The organism is Vibrio amylolyticus (assembly GCF_023145695.1).
Classification (GTDB): Bacteria; Pseudomonadota; Gammaproteobacteria; order Enterobacterales; family Vibrionaceae; genus Vibrio; species Vibrio amylolyticus.
The window spans coordinates 123684-145842 of sequence record NZ_JAJHVV010000002.1; the positions used below are offsets into that span (position 1 = coordinate 123684).

Consider the following 22159-nt stretch of genomic DNA (forward strand, 5'->3'; position numbering starts at 1 on the left):
GGTGATTTTAATGAGCGTATTACGCCGACTAACGTTATTGACACTGCCATTCTTTATTGTGGCTTGTAACGCAGAAGAGACTGTTAAGGTCGAAAGCATAGATTCCATTCAAGAAGATACGACTCAAGTTGAGCAGACTGTAGAGGCGCACCCGTCGATTCAGCAGGTGAGTGAAGAGTCGACACAGAAGATCAAAGCAAATTTTGCCAAGTTGAATCTAACGGTGCTAGATATCTTGCCAACGCCGATGGAAGGCTTGTTTGAAGTACAGACCAGTGGCGGGATTTTATACTCTTCTGTCGATGGTGAGTATTTCATGTCAGGTACGCTGTATCAGCATCAAGAGAAAGGTGGCTATATCGATGTACTTGCCCAGCGTCAGGCTCCTCTTAACGCTGAACGCCTTGAGACAATGAGTGATTCTGTGATTGAGTTTAAGGCGGATGATGAGAAGTATGTGGTCACTGTTTTTACTGATATTACGTGTGGATATTGTGTTCGCTTACACAATCAGATGAGTGGCTATAATGCGTTAGGCATTACAGTGCGATACCTTGCTTATCCTCGTGCGGGCGCTGAATCTGATGTTGCTGATCAAATGGCGGCAATTTGGTGTGCTGACGATCAACAAACAGCGATGCATGATGCGAAAGTTAACCGTAAGTTCCCAGAACAAAGTGGTGATTTTGCTCAGTGCCAACAGACCGTAAAAGAGCACTTTATATTAGGCAAATCTCTAGGCATTAGTGGCACGCCGTCTATATTCTTACCAAGTGGCGAAATGATTGGTGGTTATCTTCCGCCAGCGAAACTGATTGAGCAGCTTGTAAAGTAGCGATATCGTGCCACCAGTCTCAACGTTAAGCCATACAACATAGAACAAGGAAGCAGGCGAATTTTCGCCTGCTAGGTACTTATCCATGATAGAAATCCGTCGTCGTCCTGATGTGGATCTTTCCCTTCTTTCTGAGCCCATTGATCCTTTATTGAAGCGTATCTATTTGAGTCGAGGTATTCGTTCTGCTCAACAGCTAGATAAAACCTCACGATCGTTGCACTCTTATCAAAAGCTTGATGGGATTCAACAAGCGGTTGAGCTGTTATTTAGTGCGGTAACTAATAATCAACGCATTATTGTCGTCGGCGATTTTGATGCGGATGGCGCCACAAGTTCTGCGCTCTCTGTATTGGCACTTCGTATGCTAGGCAGTAGCAATGTTGATTACCTTGTCCCTAACCGCTTTGAAGATGGCTATGGGTTAAGCCCTGAGGTGGTGGATCAAGCCATTGCTATTGGTGCACAAGTGATCATGACCGTTGATAATGGCGTCTCTTCTATTGATGGGGTTCGTTATGCCAAAGAGAAAGGGCTAACGGTCATTGTGACGGACCATCACTTACCGGGTCACGAATTGCCGATTGCGGATGCGATGGTGAACCCTAACTTAGAGTCGTGTGAGTTTCCGTCCAAATCGTTGGCTGGCGTGGGGGTTGCGTTTTATTTGATGATGGCCCTGTGTGTCCATATGCGTAAAGTTGATTGGTTTAGCTCAAACAGTATGACTGAACCAAAGCTGATGGAACTGATTGATTTGGTTGCCCTTGGTACGGTCGCTGATGTGGTGGCTTTAGATGAAAATAACCGTATTTTGGTTCATCAAGGTTTGCAACGTATACGAGCAGGTAAAGCGAGGCCGGGAATTCAAGCTCTGATTGAAGTGGCGAAAAAAGACGCACATCGACTAGTTGCGACCGATTTTGGTTTTGCGTTGGGCCCTCGAATTAACGCAGCTGGGCGTTTAGATGACATGTCGTTTGGTGTTGAGCTTTTAATGAGTAATAACATCCATGCAGCACGTCGAATGGCGAGTGAGCTTGATGGTCTAAATCAAACGCGCAAAGAAATTGAAGAGGGCATGAAACAGGAAGCGATGGCGTTTTGTGAGCGCTTACAGTTTGGCGATAATGGTGAACTTCCTCATGGACTTGTCCTGTTTCAACGTGATTGGCATCAAGGCGTAATTGGTATTTTAGCCTCTCGCATAAAAGAGAAATTTCATCGTCCAGTTATTGCATTTGCCGACGGTGGAGAAGGGATGATCAAAGGTTCGTGTCGTTCTATCCCTGGTCTTCATATGAGAGATGCACTCGATCGAATTGATACTCAAAACCCAGGGTTGATTGCCAAGTTTGGTGGTCACGCAATGGCAGCGGGATTAAGCATCAAAGAGTCTGATTTTGAGGCGTTCTCCAGCTTGTTTGATCAGGTTGTTAGGCAAGAATTGGATGATAACGCACTTAAAGGCGTGGTGTTGTCGGATGGGGAGCTACTACCAGAGCAGTTCTCTATGCATACTGCTGAACTGTTACGTGCGGGTGGGCCATGGGGGCAAGCGTTTCCTGAGCCTGTTTTTGATGGTGAATTTAAAATCCTTCATCAAAAATTGGTCGGTGAAAAACATTTAAAGTTAATGCTAGAGCCTTTGCATAAAGGTCACCCGACGAACATTATGATTGACGGGATTGCGTTCAATGTGGATTTAAGGCGTTGGCCTGATGCATCGACTAAGAATGTACGACTTGCTTTTAAACTTGATATCAATGAATTCAGAGGCAACCAATCACTACAGTTGATGATTGAACACCTTGATACAATTTAGCTTTACGAAGAACGCCAGAATCATTCTCAGTAATGTTCTGGCTTTTTTTTAATCAGCCTCCTTTCCTACTAAAATCTTTACTTACTTCTCTTTTTGTTGATGTAAATCAATAAAATCAACACCTTGTGTTATTTTTACTTACGAATTAAATGTATCCCTACTGTAATTGGTCTTACCAATATTGTTTGGATAGGTTTATTAAATAAATATTATTAGTTGTTTTTTTGTTACGAGGCGCTGTGTTTATTGATTTGAATCAACAAATCACTGGACAGTGTGGTTTTTCATATGTTAATTTCTTGCCCAACAATAATTGGTAATACCAATTTACGCTGAAGCGAGAAGAGCAATCGATATGGCTTATCAAAGGATTCGTCAGCCTAAACTTTCTGATGTTATTGAGCAGGAGCTTGAGCAACTGATCGTGGAAGGCACCCTAGCGCCAGGTCAGCAACTACCACCAGAGCGCGAGCTTGCTAAACAGTTTGACGTATCGCGCCCTTCAATCAGGGAAGCTATTCAGCGTCTAGAAGCAAAAAAATTACTCACTCGTCGCCAAGGCGGCGGTACGTTCGTCAGTGAGAATATTTGGAAGAGTTTTTCAGATCCTCTGCTAAATTTATTGTCGAGCCACTCTGAAACGCAGCTTGATCTTCTTGAGTCTCGCCATGCGATGGAAGGTATCTCGGCCTACTTTGCCGCACTGCGTGGAACGGATGAAGACTTCGCTCGAATCCAAGCTTGTTTGATTGAAATAGGCGAAGAGCAAAAAGATAAAAATGTAGAAGCTGAAGCCAGTGCGGTTATGAAGTTCTTAGTGGCACTGACAGAAGCAGCTCACAATGTTGTGCTTCTACATATTGTTCGCAGCTTAGCCCCGCTGCTTGAGCAGAATATTTTACAGAATTTAAAGTTGTTACATCGCCGCGATGACGTGGTGGAAAAAGTCAGCAAACACAGAGCAAATATTGTGGATGCGATTGTTTCTGGTCAGCCTGAACAGGCGCGAGAAATGTCACACTCACATTTAGCTTATATTGAAGAAACATTGTTGGACCTGACGCGTGAAGAATCTAGAAGAGAACGTTCTTTACGCAGAATCCAACAAGGCAAGGAGTCGTCTTAGTACGGCTCTTTGACTGTTTATCTAAAATCCAACCAATAGAAGGATAGATCGCCATGTCTGATATGAAGCATGACGTAGACGCACTGGAAACTCAAGATTGGCTAGAAGCCCTTGAATCAGTTGTTCGTGAAGAAGGTGTTGAACGCGCTCAGTTTTTACTAGAGCAAGTTTTAGACAAAGCACGTTTAGATGGTGTAGATATGCCGACAGGCATTAACACAAACTACATCAACACAATCCCAGCAGCACAAGAGCCAGCCTACCCAGGTGACGTGACTCTTGAACGTCGTATTCGTTCAATCATTCGCTGGAACTCAATCATGATTGTACTGCGTGCTTCTAAGAAAGACCTAGACCTTGGTGGTCACATGGCTTCTTACCAGTCAGCAGCTGCATTCTACGAAGTTTGTTTCAACCACTTCTTCCGTGCTCCAAATGAGACGGACGGTGGCGATCTGGTTTATTACCAAGGTCACATCTCTCCAGGTATCTATTCTCGTGCATTCGTTGAAGGCCGCCTAACTGAAGAGCAGCTAGACAACTTCCGTCAAGAAGTGGATGGCAAAGGTATTCCTTCGTACCCACACCCTAAATTAATGCCTGAATTCTGGCAGTTCCCAACGGTTTCTATGGGTCTTGGTCCAATTTCTGCTATCTATCAAGCGCGCTTCTTGAAGTACCTTGACGGTCGTGGCCTAAAAGAAACGTCTGCGCAACGCGTATACGCGTTCCTAGGTGACGGTGAGATGGATGAGCCAGAATCACGTGGTGCTATCTCTTTCGCTGCGCGTGAGAAGCTAGACAACTTATGTTTCCTAATTAACTGTAACCTACAGCGTCTAGACGGCCCTGTAATGGGTAACGGTAGCATCATCCAAGAACTTGAAGGCCTATTCAAAGGCGCAGGTTGGAACGTTGTTAAAGTTATCTGGGGTAGCAACTGGGATTCTCTACTAGCTAAAGACACCACTGGTAAGCTTCTTCAACTAATGAACGAAACTATCGATGGTGACTACCAGACATTTAAATCTAAAGATGGCGCGTACGTACGTGAGCACTTCTTTGGTAAGTACCCAGAAACAGCTGCACTCGTTGCAGACATGACTGATGACGAAATCTTCGCACTTAAGCGTGGTGGTCACGATTCTTCTAAACTGTTTGCTGCATTCAACAATGCTAAAGAAACAAACGGTAAGCCAACAGTAATCCTAGCTAAAACCGTTAAAGGTTACGGCATGGGTGATGCGGCTGAAGGCAAGAACATTGCACACGGTGTTAAGAAAATGGATATGACTCATATCCAACATCTACGTGATCGCTTAGGCCTAGAAGACCTTCTTTCAGATGAGAAGCTGTCAGATCTTCCTTACCTGAAATTAGAAGAAGGTACGGCTGAATATGAATACATGCATGCTCGTCGTAAGGCACTTCACGGTTACACGCCTGCTCGTCTGCCTAAGTTTACTCAAGAATTCAAAGTACCTGAGCTAGAAGAATTCGCTCCGCTACTTGGTGCTCAAAAGCGTGAAATCTCAACGACGATGGCATACGTTCGTACACTGAACATCCTGCTTAAAGATAAGAACATTGGTAAGAACATCGTTCCTATCATCTGTGATGAAGCTCGTACGTTCGGTATGGAAGGTTTGTTCCGTCAGGTTGGTATCTACAACCCGCACGGTCAAGAGTACACACCTGAAGATAAAGGCATTGTTTCTTACTACAAAGAAGCGACGTCTGGTCAAGTTCTTCAAGAAGGTATCAACGAACTAGGTTCAATGGCGTCTTGGGTTGCAGCTGCGACTTCATACAGCACCAACGATCTACCAATGATCCCATTCTACATCTACTACTCAATGTTCGGTTTCCAACGTATTGGTGACATGGCATGGCTAGCAGGTGACCAACAAGCTCGTGGCTTCCTACTAGGTGCTACAGCTGGTCGTACAACGCTTAACGGTGAAGGTCTACAGCACGAAGATGGTCACTCGCACATTCAAGCGAACACGATCCCTAACTGTATCTCTTACGACCCTACGTTTGCTTACGAGCTAGCGGTTATCATGCAAGACGGTATTCGTCGCATGTACGGTCCTGAGCAAGAGAACGTTTACTACTACCTAACAGTAATGAACGAGAACTACGCAATGCCAGCAATGCCAGAAGGCGCTGAAGAAGGCATTCGTAAGGGTATCTACAAGCTTGAATCTCACGCAGGTACTAAGGGTAAAGTTCAACTAATGAGCTCTGGTACTATCATGAATGAAGCGCGTAAAGCAGCTGAAATTCTGAGCGAAGATTACGGCGTAGCGTCTGACGTATTCTCTGTAACGTCATTCAATGAACTAACTCGTGACGGTCAAGCGGTAGAGCGTGACAATATGCTTCACCCAGAAGCTGAAGAGAAAGTACCTTACATTACAACTGTTCTAGGTAACGAACCTGCAATCGCAGTGACGGATTACATGAAGAACTACGCAGAGCAAGTACGTGCTTACGTTCCTGCTGAGTCGTACAAAGTACTGGGTACTGATGGTTTTGGTCGTTCAGATAGCCGTGAAAACCTACGTCGTCACTTTGAAGTTAATGCTGGCTACGTTGTTGTTGCTGCGCTAACTGAATTGGCTAAACGTGGTGATATCGAGAAATCAGTTGTTACTGAAGCAATTGCTAAGTTCGGTATCGACACTGAAAAAACTAACCCGCAATACGCATAAGACTTACGTTAATTAAGGTAGGAAAACACAATGACAATCGAAATTAATGTTCCTGACATTGGTGCTGATGAAGTTGAAGTCACTGAAATTCTAGTCAACGTTGGCGACAAGGTTGAAGAAGAGCAGTCACTGATCACTGTTGAAGGCGACAAAGCGTCAATGGAAGTACCAGCGTCTCAAGCGGGTATCGTTAAAGAAATCAAGATCTCTGAAGGCGACTCAGTGTCTACTGGCTCTCTTATCATGATCTTCGAAGCGGAAGGTGCAGCAGCAGCACCGGCTGCTCCTGCTCCTGCGGTTGAAGCGGCTCCAGTAGCTGCTCCTGCAGCAGCGGCGGCATCTGAACTTAAAGAAGTTCATGTACCTGATATCGGTGGTGACGAAGTTGAAGTCACTGAAATCATGGTTGCTATCGGTGATGTTGTTGAAGAAGAGCAATCTCTTTTAACTGTTGAAGGCGATAAAGCTTCAATGGAAGTGCCTGCACCATTTGCTGGTACTGTTAAAGAAATCAAGATCGCTTCTGGCGACTCTGTTTCTACGGGTTCTCTAGTGATGGTATTTGAAGTTGCAGGTTCTGGCGCTCCAGTTGTAGCAGCTCCAGCGGCGGCACCAGTTGCAGCAGCTCCAGCAGCATCAGCTGAAAAAGACGTTAACGTTCCTGATATCGGTGGCGATGAAGTAGAAGTTACTGAAATCATGGTAGCGGTTGGCGATACAGTAGAAGAAGAGCAATCTCTAATTACTGTTGAAGGTGACAAAGCTTCAATGGAAGTTCCAGCACCATTCGCAGGTACGGTAAAAGAAATCAAGATTGCCACTGGCGACACAGTGTCAACGGGCTCTCTTATCATGACATTTGTAGTTGAAGGCGCAGCTCCTGTGGCAGTAGCGGCTCCAGCACAAGCAGCAGCTCCGGCGGCAGCACCTGCTCCTAAAGCAGAAGCGGCAGCTCCAGCAGCAAATGACTTCCAAGAGAACGGTGACTACGCGCACGCCTCTCCAGTGGTTCGTCGTCTTGCTCGTGAATTTGGCGTTAACCTTTCTAAGGTTAAAGGTACTGGTCGTAAGAGCCGTATCTTGAAAGAAGACGTTCAGTCTTACGTTAAAGATGCACTTAAGCGTCTAGAGTCTGGTGCTGCAGCATCTGGCAAAGGCGGTGATGGCTCTGCTCTTGGTCTACTACCATGGCCAAAAGTGGACTTCAGCAAGTTCGGCGAAACTGAAGTTCAGAAGCTTTCTAAGATCAAGAAGATCTCTGGCGCTAACCTACACCGTAACTGGGTAATGATCCCTCACGTTACACAATGGGATAACGCAGACATCACTGAGCTAGAAGCATTCCGTAAAGAACAGAACGCAATTGAAGCTAAGAAAGACACTGGCATGAAGATCACGCCTCTTGTGTTCATCATGAAAGCGGTAGCAAAAGCGTTAGAAGCATTCCCTGCGTTTAACTCTTCTCTTTCTGAAGATGGCGAAAGCATCATTCTTAAGAAGTACGTGAACGTTGGTATCGCAGTAGATACGCCAAACGGTCTGGTTGTTCCTGTCTTCAAAGACGTGAACAAGAAAGGCATTTACGAGCTTTCTGAAGAGCTAATGGTCGTGTCTAAGAAAGCACGTTCAGGTAAGCTAACTGCAGCAGACATGCAAGGTGGTTGTTTCACAATCTCTAGCCTTGGTGGTATCGGCGGTACTGCATTTACACCTATCGTAAATGCACCAGAAGTTGGTATCCTTGGTGTGTCTAAATCAGAGATGAAGCCTGTATGGAACGGTAAAGAGTTCCAGCCACGCCTACAACTGCCACTTTCTCTTTCATACGATCACCGTGTGATTGATGGCGCTGAAGGTGCACGCTTCATTACATTCCTAAACAGCGCGCTATCTGATATTCGCCGTTTAGTTCTGTAAGATTCGCAAAAATAAGGTGGCTTTCGGGTCACCTTAATTGTTTTACGTAACGCATATAATTAGATAACAGTTTCAATCAATCTTAATAAACTGATGGTGAATTGTTGTCTAGCTCACAGGCTAACTGAATGCTTCTTTCACACTGTTAACATCTCTGTAAAATGTTTCACGTTTGAAAGTCCATATATTTAGGAATACCTACTTAGCCTGTTAGGGATAATGACTACAAGAGGTCACAATGAGCAAAGAAATCAAAGCCCAAGTTGTTGTACTTGGTTCAGGTCCTGCTGGTTACTCAGCTGCATTCCGCTGTGCAGACTTAGGTCTAGAAACAGTTTTAGTTGAACGTTACAGCACACTTGGTGGTGTATGTTTGAACGTTGGTTGTATTCCATCAAAAGCACTTCTTCACGTATCTAAAGTAATTGAAGAAGCAAAAGCGATGGCAGAGCACGGCGTTGTATTCGGCGAGCCACAGACTGACATCAGCAAGATCCGTATCTGGAAAGAGAAAGTTGTAGACCAACTAACTGGTGGTCTTGGCGGTATGGCTAAGATGCGTAACGTTACAGTGGTTAACGGTTTTGGTAAATTTACAGGTCCTAACAGTATTCTTGTTGAAGGCGAAGGCGAAGCAACAACCGTTAACTTCGATAATGCAATCATTGCTGCAGGTTCTCGTCCAATCAAACTTCCGTTTATCCCGCATGAAGACCCACGTATTTGGGACTCTACGGATGCACTAGAGCTAAACGAAGTACCAGAAAAACTGCTTATCATGGGCGGCGGTATCATCGGTCTTGAGATGGGTACGGTTTACCACTCTCTAGGCTCTAAAGTTGAAGTTGTTGAGATGTTTGATCAAGTTATCCCAGCGGCGGATAAAGACATCGTTAAAGTCTTCACTAAGCGTATTAAGAACAAGTTCAAGCTAATGCTTGAGACAAAAGTAACAGCAGTTGAAGCGAAAGAAGACGGTATCTACGTTTCAATGGAAGGCAAGAAAGCACCTGCAGAAGCTGAGCGTTACGACGCGGTTCTTGTTGCTATCGGTCGTGTTCCAAACGGCGCACTTATCGATGCAGAGAAAGCGGGTATCGAAGTTGACGAACGTGGTTTCATCAACGTTGATAAGCAAATGCGTACTAACGTATCTCACATCCACGCGATCGGTGATGTTGTTGGTCAACCAATGCTTGCTCACAAAGGTGTGCATGAAGGTCACGTAGCTGCTGAAGTTATCTCTGGTAAGAAGCACTACTTCGACCCTAAAGTAATTCCATCAATTGCGTACACTGAGCCAGAAGTTGCTTGGGTAGGTAAGACTGAGAAAGAAGCGAAAGAAGAAGGTATTAACTACGAAGTTTCTACGTTCCCTTGGGCTGCTTCTGGTCGTGCAATTGCCTCTGACTGTGCTGACGGTATGACGAAGATGATCTTCGACAAAGACACTCACCGTGTGATTGGTGGTGCTGTTGTCGGTACTAACGGTGGTGAGCTTCTTGGTGAAATCGGTCTAGCTATCGAGATGGGTTGTGACGCTGAAGATATCGCACTAACTATCCACGCTCACCCAACTCTACATGAGTCGGTTGGTCTAGCTGCAGAAGTATTTGAAGGTTCGATTACTGATCTTCCAAATAAGAAAGCAGTGAAAAAGAAGAAATAAATCTTTTTCAAGCTAATAAAAAACCGCTGAATGTTCAGCGGTTTTTTGTTTTCTGGTTCAGCTTACTTTTTGTCATGCGTATAAATACACAGCATGTCTAGGTAGCTATTGGTCAACTGTTCCATTGCCACTTCACTCTGAAGTCGGTTTGACTGTACAAAGAGAGAGTAACAGATGCCGTGGAAGAGGTTAGTGAGATGATCAGGGTCATGGTCGCTACACACTTCATCGCGATTAATCGCGTTAATGAACATGTTTTTTACTAGCATCTGATTGGTTTTATTTGAAGAGACAAACAAAGGCCAAACTTCATCTCGAGTCGACGCACTCCACTCAAACCACACTTTTAGCCAGTTACAATCTTGAATAACCAGATTGACCATCTCGCTAGTCACATTCTTTAGATTGTCTTTTGCGTGGAGATCTAAGTCGATATTGTCGGTTAGAAAGTTAGAGAACTGACGTACAACGTAGTTAAGCACATCATCAACGAGATCTTCTCGGGTAGGGAAGTAGTTGAATACTGTCGCCACAGAGACTTGTGCAATCTCTGCGATATCAGCGTGTCCACCTCGTCCGATGCCCCGTTTTGCAAATACTTCTAATGCAATTTCCATTAATTGAAGTTTTCGTTTTTGCGGAGACAGGCGTGTGCGCGGCCTTTTTGCTATTGAGTCCATATAGAATTTTCCTTGCCAATTGACGTGTTGTTTTATGATTTACTTGCCCTAGAGTCTTTGCTCTAATGACTTATTTGTTATTTTATCTAGCAATATGAGTGTAATGGTGCATATGAAAATCGTCAATGCCTTATGCTTATATATTAGTCAATAATGCGAATAGTGATTAGATTCAATGTGCTTAATTTTATAAAGCCTCTAATAAATGAGAAATAATGACAAATGGTGAAAAATTTAACTCATGAAGGGAGGAGTGGTACTATAGCGGCAAAATTAAGCATTAGACCGGCACAATAAGGCTCTAGTGGCTACAATCACTGACAAATTGAGAATGTTATGAAACACACAGTAGAACCTATGATTTCTGAGCAGGAAGTTCAGGAGCGAGTAAAAGAGCTAGGCAAGCAAATTACTGAGCATTACCAAGGCAGTGAAGACTTGGTTATGGTTGGCCTGTTGCGTGGTTCATTTGTCTTTATGGCTGATTTAGCACGCGCTATCGACATTACTCATCAAGTTGATTTTATGACAGCGTCTAGCTATGGCAACACAATGGAAAGTAGCCGTGATGTTCGTATTCTTAAAGATTTAGATGATGATATTAAAGGCAAGGACGTACTTCTGGTCGAAGATATCATCGATACGGGTAATACCTTGAGTAAGGTTGTTGAAATTTTGAGCCTACGTGAGCCTAAGTCGATAGAGATTTGTACTCTTTTAGATAAGCCGGTAAAGCGTGAAATTGAAGTGGATGCTAAGTGGGTTGGCTTTGCGATCCCTGACGAGTTTGTGGTTGGTGTGGGTATCGATTACGCTCAGAAATACCGTCACTTACCGTTCATTGGTAAAGTCGTTCCTCAAGAATAGAACCGTCAGTGCTCTTTTCTATGGATACAAAAACGCTCACAAATAGGTGAGCGTTTTTTATGAAGCGTATGTTTTATAAAGAGGCTTTGTTTTCGTTACTAAGAATCTTAGACATAGCCGCTTGGTAAGAGACTTCAAGCGTTTCTCGGCTAGAGCATCGCACGCCTAGATCGAGCAACTTACCATCACCAATACCGTAGACCACACCGTGGATTTGGACATCTTGGCCACGCTCCCAGGCGCCTTGTAATACCGTAGAGTTACCTAAGTTATAGACTTGCTCTGCCACATTAATTTCGCAAAGTTTATCACCCCACATCTCGCGTGGCATATCACCAAGCCAGTTGCGATGTTTAAGGTATAAATCACGGATATGCAGTAGCCAGTTGTTGATAAGACCAAGTTGGGGGTTATCAATAGCAGCGTTCACGCCGCCACAGCCATAGTGGCCGCAAACAATGATGTGTTTCACTTTAAGCACGTCTACCGCGTATTGAACCACCGAGAGGCAATTCAAATCGGTGTGGATGACCTGATTAGCTACGTTACGGTGAACAAACAATTCTCCAGAGTAGAGACCGGTTAACCGTTCGGCAGGAACGCGACTGTCAGAGCAGCCAATCCATAAGAAACCGGGATTCTGCCCTTCTTCTAGTTTAGCGAAATACTCTGGACGCTCTGACGTGATTGAGTCAGACCATTTTGAGTTGTTCTCAAATAGTTGCTTAATTTCTGGCATGTGACTTCCCTTATATAACTGGCGACACTATACACAATGTTACAAATGCAATCTCGTTAAAAATGGTAACTAAAGTACTCCTCTGACGAGCTATTCCGTAGAGATTCACACACTTATCGATACACTCAAAAAATTGTTAACTAAGATTTAAGTTAATAAAGGTGAAAAATGGTTATTACATTTGATACAGTGATGTGATTTGTTTTTTTCATCAGCAGGGAGCTGAGTTTTGTTTGGGAATCGTTTTGAAGAGGTTCGCTTAAAAGGCGACATATTTGGCGGGGTCACGACCGCTATTATTTCACTGCCGCTTGCATTGGCATTTGGTGTTGCTTCTGGGGCTGGCGCAGAAGCGGGTTTATGGGGTGCGATATTCGTTGGTTTTTTTGCTGCTCTTTTTGGCGGCTCAACCAGCCTAATCTCTGAGCCTACAGGGCCTATGACGGTGATCATGACCGCCGTGTTAACCAGTATGATGGCGAAATACCCAGAAACGGGTATGGCGATGACCTTTACTGTTGTGATGATGGCAGGTGCGTTTCAAATATTACTTGGGACATTAAAGCTTGGTAAATACATCACGCTAATGCCCTACAGTGTCATCTCTGGCTTCATGTCAGGTATTGGTGTCATTCTTATTATCTTACAGCTATCACCATTACTGGGGCATGCTGCGCCCTCTGGTGGTGTTATAGGCACCTTAAACGCGCTACCTGAACTGGTTGAAAATCTAAAATTCAGCGAACTGTTTCTTGGGTTATTAACGCTCGCGATTCTCTTTTTCTTTCCTAAGCAATATAGAAAGTATGTTCCAGCCCAACTCGTTGCGCTTGTCGCTGTGACGATTATTTCGGTTGCGCTATTTAATATGGAAGACATTCGTCGTATTGGCGTGATTCCAGCAGGGCTACCTTCTTTCGTTATTCCTCATATCAATGCAGAAATGTTTGTCGAAATGGTGATTGACGCGCTAGTGCTTGGAACCTTGGGCTGCATCGATACGTTATTAACGGCGGTCATTGGCGATTCATTAACACGTAAAGAGCACGATTCAGATAAAGAGCTAAGAGGGCAGGGGCTGGCCAATATGATCTCTGGCCTATTTGGCGCACTGCCGGGTGCGGGTGCAACGATGGGAACGGTGACCAATATTCAAGTAGGAGCACGCTCTCCCGTCTCGGGGATGGTTCGTGCCCTCGTGCTGATGTTAGTGGTATTAGTTGCGGGAGGGCTAACTGAGCCTATCCCGATGGCGGTACTTGCCGGTATTGCTGTTTATGTTGGGTTTAACATCCTAGATTGGAGTTTTATTCAGCGCGCGCACAAGGTGAGTTTTGCGGGCATGGGCATTATGTATGGCGTCATGCTGTTGACCGTGTTTGTCGATTTGATTGTTGCCGTTGGTCTCGGGGTGTTTATCTCCAATATCATCATTATTGAACGCCTTAGCCGGGAACAAGCTCGGTCGGTCAAAGCGATCAGCGATGCCGATGAGGATGACGTACCACTTACAGACAGTGAGCGTGGGCTGCTCGATAGAGCGAATGGTAAGGTTCTCTTCTTCTACTTATCTGGGCCGATGATCTTTAGTGTTTCTAAAGCGATTTCTCGTCAGCACAGTAGTATTTCTGACTATGAGGTGATGATTTTAGATCTCACCGATGTGCCAATGATTGATGTGACCGTTGGGCTTGCCTTAGAAAACGCAATAAAAGATGCTCAAGACGCTCAATGTGAAGTATTGCTGCTGTGCCCTAATGAGCAGACGCGCAATCAGCTAGAGAAGTTCCATGTGCTTGAACTGGTATCAGACAGTAATACTTACTCGTTCCGATACGAAGCCCTTAGAGCAGCACTAAAGCACGTTCAAGCGGACGAGCATCAAGTCAACACTATCTAAACGAATGTAGTCGTTAGTATTTTATAGGGCGTAGTAATGGATTTACTGCGCCCTAATTCGTTGTATTTGCTAAACTGAGCCTATTCTAACTTAATGCTCCGTGTGGGTTGAAAAACAACCTCTTCGGCGTCATCTGTTAGCCATAAATAGAAAAAGAGCAATGTCATATTATGTACGCATTAGAAATTGAGCAGCTGCGAAAAACATACGCGGGTGGGTTTGAGGCTTTAAAAGGCATCAGCTTAAATGTCGAGAAAGGGGACTTTTACGCCTTACTCGGGCCAAACGGGGCGGGTAAATCGACAACGATAGGCGTGGTGTCGTCATTGGTAAATAAGACTTCTGGAAAAGTGAAAGTCTTTGGTTTTGATATCGATAGTGATTTAGAGCTTGCAAAGCAGAACCTTGGATTGGTGCCACAAGAGTTTAACTTCAATCAATTTGAAACCGTTGAACAAATTGTACTGCAGCAAGCGGGTTATTACGGAGTTCCTAAAGCGTTAGCAAAAGAGCGAGCACAGAAGTACCTTTCCCAGCTCGATTTATGGGAAAAGCGCAGTGAGCGTGCCCGAAATCTTTCTGGTGGTATGAAGCGTCGCTTAATGATTGCTCGTGCATTAATGCATGAGCCTCAACTGCTGATCCTAGATGAACCTACGGCTGGAGTTGATATCGAATTACGCCGTTCAATGTGGGATTTCCTCAAGCAGATTAATAAAGAGCAAGGGATCACCATCATTCTAACGACGCACTATTTAGAAGAAGCGGAAATGCTATGTCGCAATATCGGCATCATCAACCGTGGTGAACTCATTGAAAATACCAGCATGAAAGCCCTATTAAACCAACTCCATGTCGAGACGTTTATTCTTGATTTAGAAGGGGTTGAATCGCTTGCTGATCTTGATGGTGTTAATTCTCAGCAACTGATTAATGGTTCCTTAGAAATTGAACTAGAGAAATCACTGGGCTTGAACCACGTGTTTACCCAGTTAACGGAGCAGGGTATTAAAGTGCTTTCTATGCGCAATAAAGCAAACCGTTTAGAAGAGCTGTTTGTTAGCATCGTTAAAGATCAGGCTGAGGAGAAGTAACCATGTATCAAATCTATTGGACTGCTTTTTGTAGCCTAGTCACTAAAGAGATCAACCGATTCACTCGTATCTGGGTGCAAACCTTAGTGCCGCCAGCGATCACCATGACGCTCTACTTCATTATCTTTGGTAGCCTTATTGGTTCTAGAATTGGTGAAATGAACGGCTTTAGCTATATGGAATATATTGTTCCCGGGCTAATTATGATGTCAGTGATCACCAACTCCTACTCTAATGTCGCGTCATCATTCTTTAGTGCGAAGTTTCAAAAAAACATTGAAGAGTTGCTTGTCGCCCCCGTTCCTAACTACGTCATCATTGCGGGTTTTGTGATGGGCGGTGTCACACGTGGCCTTCTTGTGGGAATGATTGTGACGGTTGTGTCGCTGTTTTTCGTTGATCTTCAAGTTGAACACTGGGGTATTATTGTATTAACCGTATTTTTGACCTCAGTCGTATTCTCATTGGGCGGGTTGATCAATGCTGTTTTTGCTAAGACGTTTGACGATATCTCAATTATTCCGACCTTCATCTTAACGCCATTAACGTATTTAGGCGGGGTGTTCTATTCAATTAGCCTGTTGCCTGAATTTTGGCAGACGGTGTCTAAAATCAACCCAATTGTTTATATGGTAAACGCGTTTAGGTATGGTTTCTTGGGTGTGTCCGATGTGGATATCGTGAGCTCATTCTCGGTGCTGATTGTGTTTGTTTTAGCATTATATGCCGTTGCGCACTATCTAGTGACCCGAGGTATTGGTCTTCGTAGCTAGGTTAATTAGGTAGAGTTTGAAAGAGAAAAAGGTCGACAGTGCGTCGACCTTTTTATTGGGTATTAGAAAATGAACGGGCGGTGGGTGTTACTCTGATTCAGATGCCTGAGTTTCTACGCTGTTTTCTTCTTTGCTCTCAGTTACTAATTCAACCACTTGATTATCGATCAAGCGCGCTTGACCAAGAAACGCTGACATTAAGATAACCGTTTGTGTACTGTCAGCTGTAACATTCTGTAGGTTTCTTGCATCACGAATAAAGATTTCATCCGGCTGTAAGCCTGCCGCGCGAAGTTGGTCACTGGCATCTTCAATGAGCGAGTCGTAATCATTACGTCCACCACGAATAGCACTGCTAACCCAACGCATGGTACGAGCAACAACAGGCGCACGTTGTCGTTCATCAATGGTGAGTAACCCGTTGCGAGAGCTCATTGCTAAGCCATCCATTTCACGCACAGTCGGAACACCGACGATCTCAATGTCTAGCGCTAAGTCTGTAGTCATTTGACGAATGACAGCAAGCTGTTGGAAATCTTTTTCACCAAAGCATGCATAATCAGGTTGAACGATATTAAATAGCTTGGTGACAATGGTTGCGACACCACGGAAGTGACCAGGGCGTGAAGCACCTTCTAACATGCTTGATAGCCCAGGAACTTCAACAAAGCACTGTTTGTCTAAGCCTTGTGGGTACATGACTTCTGGAGTTGGCGTAAAAACAACTTCAACGCCTTCTGCCGTCAGTTTTGCAATGTCATCTTCCAGCGTTCTAGGGTAGTTAGTTAAATCATCAGCACGTTCAAACTGCATCGGGTTCACAAAAATACTCACCACAACCACATCAGCATGTTCACGCGCTTTTTTAACTAACGTGATATGCCCTTCGTGCAGGTTTCCCATGGTAGGGACAAATGCGACGGTACGTCCGTCACGCTTGTATTGTTTGATCTGTTCACGAACTAACGCTATCTCGGCTAAAATATGCATAATCGAAACCCCTTAGGCGATGGTATGTGCGTCATCAGGGAAAGCACCGCTTTCCACTTCGCTAATATATTTAGCCACAGCTGTACGCATGTCACCAGTTTCAGCAAGGAAGTCTTTTGAGAACCTAGGCATGTAATTAGCTGAAATACCGAACATATCATGCATAACCAGAATTTGGCCGTCAGTTACGTTGCCCGCACCAATACCAATAACAGGGACATCTAAAACTTCAGTGATGCGTTTAGCCAATGAAGCAGGTACGCACTCAAGTAACACGATTTGTGCGCCAGCTTCTTGTAGTGCTAGTGCGTCCTTAACCATGCGGTCAGCGTTTTCTTGATCGCGACCTTGTACTTTGTAGCCACCGAAGATATTCACCGACTGTGGTGTAAGGCCAAGGTGAGCACAAACAGGAACAGCGCGCTCGGTCAACATCTTCACGGTATCAACCAACCAGTCCCCACCTTCAATCTTGACCATATTAGCGCCCGCCTGCATAAGCTTCGCTGCGCTCTCACACGCTTGCTCTGGCGTCGCATAACTCATGAATGGCATATCAGCCATTAATAAGCAGTTAGGGCTTCCTGCTCGTACACAGCGCGTGTGGTAAGCAATATCTTCAACGGTGACCGGTAGCGTGTCACTTTTACCTTGTAAAACCATACCTAGAGAGTCACCAACGAGCAGTACCGGCATCTCTTGGCTTTCAAACAGCTGGGCAAAACTCGCATCGTATGCAGTAGACGTTGCGAATTTACGACCTTCTTGTTTGCATTTGATTAGGTCGTTGATAGTGATTTTTTTCATGATTTATCCTTACAAGGCGTTGGCTAAGATTGCCAAGTGCTGAGTCCATTCCGATCTACGCTTTCAAGCAGATCTTGTAGCTCAGTCCCATCCGGGAGAGTTAAATTTGGTGCGATTTCAGCAAGCGGGTAGAGTACGAACTCACGCTCTTTCATTCCATAGTGTGGAACGATTAGACGCTCGGAATCGATCACGTCATTGCCATAAAGAATGATGTCTAAATCTAAGGTCCTTGGACCCCAGCGTTCATCTTTACGGACTCGCCCTTGCTCTAGTTCGATAGTTTGAGTGCAATCGAGCAGTTCAAGTGGCGTTAATTGAGTTTCAACAGCAGCAACCGCATTGATGTAATCTGGCTGATCTTGTGGGCCCATTGGAGTACTGCTGTATAGCGAAGATACGCTCAGTAGTGTTGACTTAGGCAGTTTTTTCAGTGCCTCAATCGCTCCGTTCGCTTGACCGACAGGATCGGCAAGATTACTGCCGATCGCTATATATACCGTGACCATTATGAAGGCTTGTTCTTTTTGTTACGGTTATTTCTTCTACGACGATAAGGCGTCTTTGAACCCGTGTCTTCCAAGTCAGCGGTCATTGCCTGACGCATATTACGGCCTGCGTTTTGGAATGTATTCCACCAGTCTGCAAGTTTCTTGGTGTCACCCTCTTCGACTTCACCACGCATTTCAAGGAAATCAAAACCAGCACGGAACTTATTCAGCTCCATTAATCTAAAGGCGCGTTTCCCATTGCGTCTCGGAAGGCGCAACTGCAGTTGCCAGATTTCGCGAATGGTTGCGGTATGGCGGCGAGGAATCGCAATGGTTTTCACTTGTGCATCAAGAATGATATTACTCGCTTCCATGATGGCATCGTAGTGGCCCAACTTACGCTCTGCCATTAACTTGTCAGCCAGCGTATTGAGTGGATACCACAGCATCGCTGCAAACATGAATGCTGGATTGATTCGTTTACCGTCTTCAATACGAAGATCGGTTGAATCAAATACAAGGTCTAGCATCTGTTCAGTTGGCGATGAGTAATCTTCTGTAAAATGCTCAGCAATGGTTGGGAACATTTGCTGGAATAGGTTGTATTCACGCATAAGGTGATAGGTTTCAAGCCCATAACCAGATTGAAGAAGTTTTAATGATTCTTCATAAAGACGCGCTGATGGAATACCTTGTAGCAACTGAGCAAGTTCTTCAATAGGTGCAGCGGTATCTTCTTCGATATCAAAATCGAGTTTAGCGGCGAATCGAATTGCTCGAAGCATGCGAACCGGGTCTTCACGATAGCGAACTTCAGGATCACCAATCAAACGAATCAGTTTGTCTTCGAGATCTTCTACACCACCCGCATAATCGTGGATGCTGTAGTCGCTAATGTTGTAATACATTGCATTGATCGAGAAATCACGACGCTCGGCATCTTCATCGATACTTCCGTAGACGTTATCACGTAATAGCATGCCTTCATCTGACTGAGCGGATACATTTTTGCTTGGCTCTTGGTGATGACCACGGAACGTCGCCACCTCGATGATGTCTCGACCAAACATAATGTGCGCTAAACGGAAACGGCGGCCAATGAGGCGGCAGTTTCTAAACAGGTGCTTGATCTGTTCTGGCGTCGCATTGGTAGCGATGTCAAAATCTTTTGGTCCTAAACCGAGTAGCAAGTCTCTTACGCCACCTCCAACGAGGTAAGCTTCAAAACCAGCGCCATTGAGTCGGTATAGCACCTTAAGAGCATTGTCACTGATCTGCTTACGCGAAATATTATGCTCTTCTCTTTTAAGAACATTCAATGCAAGTTCTGGAAATTGGCTTGGTGTATATTCGTTATTATTCATGTGCTTCTGGCAATTTTGGCTTAAACCAAGGTTGCTTTAGTAAGTGATTATTTGCCTAGTAAGGCCTAATTTGGGGCTAATAATAGCCTAAGGAGCGTCAATTTAAAATCTTGCTGTGCTAGCCAATGAATTTGGCAGCTGCTGCAAAGACCAATTTTGACATCCCCATGCAATGATTTCATCTAAGTTTGCACTGGTAATATGCGCATCAATATCAAAACCGAGAAAGGTCATTGCGGACAATAAAGTCTCAATAGGCTCTTCATTATTCAATGCGGGTGCATGGTTTTGTTTTGATAGCTTATTGCCATGTTCATCAAGTGCCAAAGGCAAGTGAAGATAACTCACTTCTGGCTGCTTCATTGCATGATATAAGTTAATTTGTCGACCTGTAGGTTCAATTAAATCAGCCCCACGGACGACTTCAGTCACGCCTTGTTCAATATCATCTAATACTACGGCTAAGTTGTATGCGTACAACCCATCACGACGTTTAATAATAAAATCTTCATCTGCCAAGGCCTTTGGTATAGCTATTCGGCCGTGTTTTTGATCGATAAAATGATCAATGGCTGTTGGCACTTTAAAGCGAACTGAGCAAGGTTGTTCAGGTGTTAATGCTGCATCACGGCATGTGCCAAGATAGAAGCCACCAGATTGTTTAATCTGCCTTCGCGTACATTGACAGTAATAGGCTTCTTTTGAGGCTATCCACTGTTCAATTTGATCTTGGTAATAGTGATGGCGTTGGCTTTGATAGATAACCTCGTCATCCCAGTGGAGGTGATAAGCCTCTAGTGTGGCCAAAATCAAGTCGGATGCCCCAGGCATTTCTCGAGGAGGGTCGAGATCTTCCATTCTGACTAACCATTTGCCATGTTGAGATTTTGCCTGGAAGTAGCTCCCTAACGCGGCCACTAAAGAACCAAAGTGCAAAGGGCCAGAGGGAGAAGGGGCAAAACGACCGACATAACTCATGATATTCGCCTGTTGTAAAACTACAAAAGGGAGCATAAGCTCCCAATTTATTTATCTAAAACCATTGGTAACAGAAAACAGGATTAACCTTGCATCTGTTTCTCTTTGATTTCAGAAAGCGTCTTACAGTCGATACATAAGTCTGCTGTTGGACGAGCTTCTAAGCGACGAATGCCGATTTCGATACCACAAGACTCACAGAAGCCATAGTCGTCTTCTTCAATCTTGTTTAGCGTCTTTTCAATCTTTTTGATTAAGCGACGTTCGCGATCACGATTACGAAGCTCTAAGCTGAACTCTTCTTCTTGAGAGGCGCGGTCAACAGGATCTGGGAAGTTCGCAGCTTCATCCTGCATATGGTGAACAGTACGGTCGACTTCAACTCTTAGCTGATTGCGCCAAGCGTCTAAAATTTTTGTAAAATGAGCTACCTGCTCAGGTGACATGTACTCTTCACCTGTTTTAGCCTGGTAAGGCTCAACACCTGCAATGGCTAGGATGCCTATCGCTTTTTTCTTTGATTCTGGCATGCAGCATCTCCTTAACACCTAGTCAACTGCTTGAGCAGTCTATTTTAAGGCGGCTATCTATAGCAAAAAGAAACGGGCGACGCAAATCTTGGATAGCAAACTTTTTGTCATTGTGAAGGTGACATCATTTTTGGCTGATTATTAATAAAATCAACAGCAGAAATGAGTTTGATCTCCGATTCGGAAATTTGTGCTTTGTAGCACAGAACTTCTACGCCTTGTTCAATTGCTTCGTCTAGTAAATTTGAATAGTTGGCGTCTATATGGTGTGCAGCCGATACTTTTTCAATCCCTGTATGTAAAACAGTGAATAAAAGTACTGCTCTGCTTCCATTTTTTGCCATTTCCGTGAGCTCTCTCAAATGCTTTTGACCCCGTGTGGTCACTGCATCTGGGAAGTAGCCCTGTCCATTACCTTCTTCATCTAATAGCGTGACACTTTTCACCTCTATATAGCATTTTGGCTTACTTTCTGAATTGAGCAAGATATCAATGCGACTATTTTCACTGCCGTACTTCACTTCTGTTTTCAAATCATCGTATTCAGCAAGCTCTTTTATCACGCCATTCTGGATAGCTTCCACGGCCAAGTGATTCGCTTTTACGGTGTTGATACTGATCCAATGCCCTTGTTTAGTTTGGGCTAGTTCCCAGCTATTTGGGTATTTTCGTTTTGGGTTATCCGAGGTGGAAAACCAAACCGTATTACCCGTTTCAGCACAACCGGTCATCGCCCCGGTATTAGCGCAGTGGATCGTACGCTCAGATTGATCGGGAAGTTGAATATCGGCAAGGAAGCGCTTGTAGCGCTTAATTAATGTCGCAGACTCAAGAGGTGGATTAAAATGCATTTCTAC

Annotated in this window: 19 protein-coding genes; 10 read left to right on the forward strand and 9 right to left on the reverse strand. The window is 44.4% G+C overall.

Features of this window, described 5'->3' with window-relative positions:
• Nucleotides 1-10: 10 nt before the first annotated feature.
• From KP803_RS03590 to lpdA, 6 genes are all read left to right on the forward strand, one after another.
• A complete protein-coding gene (locus tag KP803_RS03590; RefSeq protein WP_248007466.1) occupies nt 11-835 on the forward strand; it encodes a DsbC family protein in 825 nt (274 codons plus the stop codon).
• An 85-nt stretch (nt 836-920) separates the two neighbouring features.
• Nucleotides 921-2660 carry a single-stranded-DNA-specific exonuclease RecJ gene (gene recJ, locus KP803_RS03595; RefSeq protein WP_248007467.1) on the forward strand — a complete coding sequence of 580 codons (1740 nt, stop codon included), beginning with the start codon at nt 921-923 and terminating at the stop codon, nt 2658-2660.
• A gap of 355 nt (nt 2661-3015) precedes the next feature.
• Nucleotides 3016-3786 carry a pyruvate dehydrogenase complex transcriptional repressor PdhR gene (pdhR, locus tag KP803_RS03600; RefSeq protein WP_248007468.1) on the forward strand — a complete coding sequence of 257 codons (771 nt, stop codon included), beginning with the start codon at nt 3016-3018 and terminating at the stop codon, nt 3784-3786.
• 53 nt (nt 3787-3839) lie between these two features.
• Nucleotides 3840-6503, forward strand: a complete 2664-nt coding sequence (gene aceE, locus KP803_RS03605; protein WP_248007469.1) for a pyruvate dehydrogenase (acetyl-transferring), homodimeric type — start codon at nt 3840-3842, stop codon at nt 6501-6503.
• 30 nt (nt 6504-6533) lie between these two features.
• Nucleotides 6534-8420, forward strand: a complete 1887-nt coding sequence (gene aceF / locus KP803_RS03610) for a pyruvate dehydrogenase complex dihydrolipoyllysine-residue acetyltransferase (protein ID WP_248007470.1) — start codon at nt 6534-6536, stop codon at nt 8418-8420.
• Between the two features lie 238 nt (nt 8421-8658).
• Nucleotides 8659-10089: a dihydrolipoyl dehydrogenase gene (lpdA, locus tag KP803_RS03615; protein ID WP_248007471.1), complete on the forward strand. Its 1431-nt coding sequence runs from the start codon at nt 8659-8661 to the stop codon at nt 10087-10089.
• A 62-nt stretch (nt 10090-10151) separates the two neighbouring features.
• Here lpdA and KP803_RS03620 read toward each other — a convergent pair whose 3' ends face one another.
• Complete coding sequence (locus tag KP803_RS03620; RefSeq protein ID WP_248007472.1) at nt 10152-10769, reverse strand: LuxR/HapR/OpaR family quorum-sensing transcriptional regulator; 618 nt, start codon at nt 10767-10769, stop codon at nt 10152-10154.
• A gap of 336 nt (nt 10770-11105) precedes the next feature.
• On the opposite strand from KP803_RS03620, the gene hpt reads away from it, so the two are divergent.
• Nucleotides 11106-11636 (forward strand): hypoxanthine phosphoribosyltransferase, encoded by a 531-nt coding sequence (hpt, locus tag KP803_RS03625; protein WP_248007473.1) that lies wholly within the window; start codon nt 11106-11108, stop codon nt 11634-11636.
• Between the two features lie 73 nt (nt 11637-11709).
• Here the strand turns inward: hpt and can are convergent, their stop codons facing one another.
• The gene (can, locus tag KP803_RS03630) at nt 11710-12375 is read right to left on the reverse strand and encodes a carbonate dehydratase (protein WP_248007474.1); all 666 of its coding nucleotides are present in this window, start codon (nt 12373-12375) and stop codon (nt 11710-11712) included.
• 229 nt (nt 12376-12604) lie between these two features.
• On the opposite strand from can, the gene KP803_RS03635 reads away from it, so the two are divergent.
• From KP803_RS03635 to KP803_RS03645, 3 genes are all read left to right on the forward strand, one after another.
• Nucleotides 12605-14275 carry a SulP family inorganic anion transporter gene (locus KP803_RS03635; protein WP_248007475.1) on the forward strand — a complete coding sequence of 557 codons (1671 nt, stop codon included), beginning with the start codon at nt 12605-12607 and terminating at the stop codon, nt 14273-14275.
• A gap of 170 nt (nt 14276-14445) precedes the next feature.
• Nucleotides 14446-15369: an ABC transporter ATP-binding protein gene (locus tag KP803_RS03640; protein ID WP_248007476.1), complete on the forward strand. Its 924-nt coding sequence runs from the start codon at nt 14446-14448 to the stop codon at nt 15367-15369.
• Nucleotides 15370-15371: 2 nt separating this feature from the next.
• On the forward strand, nt 15372-16142 hold the full coding sequence (locus KP803_RS03645; RefSeq protein WP_248007477.1) for an ABC transporter permease: 771 nt from the start codon (nt 15372-15374) through the stop codon (nt 16140-16142).
• A gap of 87 nt (nt 16143-16229) precedes the next feature.
• Here KP803_RS03645 and panC read toward each other — a convergent pair whose 3' ends face one another.
• The 7 genes from panC to sfsA all read right to left on the reverse strand — a co-directional run bounded on the left by panC (nt 16230) and on the right by sfsA (nt 22153).
• Entirely contained in the window at nt 16230-17132 is a 903-nt protein-coding gene (gene panC / locus KP803_RS03650; RefSeq protein ID WP_248007478.1) for a pantoate--beta-alanine ligase, read from the reverse strand.
• 12 nt (nt 17133-17144) lie between these two features.
• On the reverse strand, nt 17145-17939 hold the full coding sequence (gene panB, locus KP803_RS03655) for a 3-methyl-2-oxobutanoate hydroxymethyltransferase (protein ID WP_248007479.1): 795 nt from the start codon (nt 17937-17939) through the stop codon (nt 17145-17147).
• 23 nt (nt 17940-17962) lie between these two features.
• Nucleotides 17963-18448, reverse strand: coding sequence for a 2-amino-4-hydroxy-6-hydroxymethyldihydropteridine diphosphokinase (folK, locus tag KP803_RS03660; protein WP_248007480.1), 486 nt, complete (start codon nt 18446-18448; stop codon nt 17963-17965).
• Nucleotides 18448-19794, reverse strand: coding sequence for a polynucleotide adenylyltransferase PcnB (pcnB, locus tag KP803_RS03665; RefSeq protein ID WP_248007481.1), 1347 nt, complete (start codon nt 19792-19794; stop codon nt 18448-18450). The genes folK and pcnB overlap by 1 nt, the downstream gene beginning before the upstream one ends.
• Before the next feature lie 102 nt (nt 19795-19896).
• Nucleotides 19897-20772: a tRNA glutamyl-Q(34) synthetase GluQRS gene (gene gluQRS / locus KP803_RS03670; RefSeq protein WP_248007758.1), complete on the reverse strand. Its 876-nt coding sequence runs from the start codon at nt 20770-20772 to the stop codon at nt 19897-19899.
• An 83-nt stretch (nt 20773-20855) separates the two neighbouring features.
• Nucleotides 20856-21302, reverse strand: a complete 447-nt coding sequence (gene dksA, locus KP803_RS03675; protein ID WP_248007482.1) for an RNA polymerase-binding protein DksA — start codon at nt 21300-21302, stop codon at nt 20856-20858.
• Between the two features lie 107 nt (nt 21303-21409).
• A complete protein-coding gene (gene sfsA, locus KP803_RS03680; RefSeq protein ID WP_248007759.1) occupies nt 21410-22153 on the reverse strand; it encodes a DNA/RNA nuclease SfsA in 744 nt (247 codons plus the stop codon).
• Nucleotides 22154-22159: the final 6 nt, after the last annotated feature.

What these genes read in the sequence shown, in the direction of transcription:
- aceF (WP_248007470.1), top strand. Translation starts at nt 6,534, where the DNA reads ATGACAATCGAAATTAATGTTCCTGACATTGGTGCTGATGAAGTTGAA.
- KP803_RS03640 (WP_248007476.1), top strand. Translation starts at nt 14,446, where the DNA reads ATGTACGCATTAGAAATTGAGCAGCTGCGAAAAACATACGCGGGTGGG.
- pcnB (WP_248007481.1), bottom strand. Translation starts at nt 19,794, where the DNA reads ATGAATAATAACGAATATACACCAAGCCAATTTCCAGAACTTGCATTG.
- aceE (WP_248007469.1), top strand. Translation starts at nt 3,840, where the DNA reads ATGTCTGATATGAAGCATGACGTAGACGCACTGGAAACTCAAGATTGG.
- can (WP_248007474.1), bottom strand. Translation starts at nt 12,375, where the DNA reads ATGCCAGAAATTAAGCAACTATTTGAGAACAACTCAAAATGGTCTGAC.
- hpt (WP_248007473.1), top strand. Translation starts at nt 11,106, where the DNA reads ATGAAACACACAGTAGAACCTATGATTTCTGAGCAGGAAGTTCAGGAG.
- folK (WP_248007480.1), bottom strand. Translation starts at nt 18,448, where the DNA reads ATGGTCACGGTATATATAGCGATCGGCAGTAATCTTGCCGATCCTGTC.
- KP803_RS03590 (WP_248007466.1), top strand. Translation starts at nt 11, where the DNA reads ATGAGCGTATTACGCCGACTAACGTTATTGACACTGCCATTCTTTATT.
- lpdA (WP_248007471.1), top strand. Translation starts at nt 8,659, where the DNA reads ATGAGCAAAGAAATCAAAGCCCAAGTTGTTGTACTTGGTTCAGGTCCT.
- KP803_RS03645 (WP_248007477.1), top strand. Translation starts at nt 15,372, where the DNA reads ATGTATCAAATCTATTGGACTGCTTTTTGTAGCCTAGTCACTAAAGAG.
- panB (WP_248007479.1), bottom strand. Translation starts at nt 17,939, where the DNA reads ATGAAAAAAATCACTATCAACGACCTAATCAAATGCAAACAAGAAGGT.
- gluQRS (WP_248007758.1), bottom strand. Translation starts at nt 20,772, where the DNA reads ATGAGTTATGTCGGTCGTTTTGCCCCTTCTCCCTCTGGCCCTTTGCAC.
- panC (WP_248007478.1), bottom strand. Translation starts at nt 17,132, where the DNA reads ATGCATATTTTAGCCGAGATAGCGTTAGTTCGTGAACAGATCAAACAA.
- sfsA (WP_248007759.1), bottom strand. Translation starts at nt 22,153, where the DNA reads ATGCATTTTAATCCACCTCTTGAGTCTGCGACATTAATTAAGCGCTAC.
- dksA (WP_248007482.1), bottom strand. Translation starts at nt 21,302, where the DNA reads ATGCCAGAATCAAAGAAAAAAGCGATAGGCATCCTAGCCATTGCAGGT.
- KP803_RS03620 (WP_248007472.1), bottom strand. Translation starts at nt 10,769, where the DNA reads ATGGACTCAATAGCAAAAAGGCCGCGCACACGCCTGTCTCCGCAAAAA.
- recJ (WP_248007467.1), top strand. Translation starts at nt 921, where the DNA reads ATGATAGAAATCCGTCGTCGTCCTGATGTGGATCTTTCCCTTCTTTCT.
- pdhR (WP_248007468.1), top strand. Translation starts at nt 3,016, where the DNA reads ATGGCTTATCAAAGGATTCGTCAGCCTAAACTTTCTGATGTTATTGAG.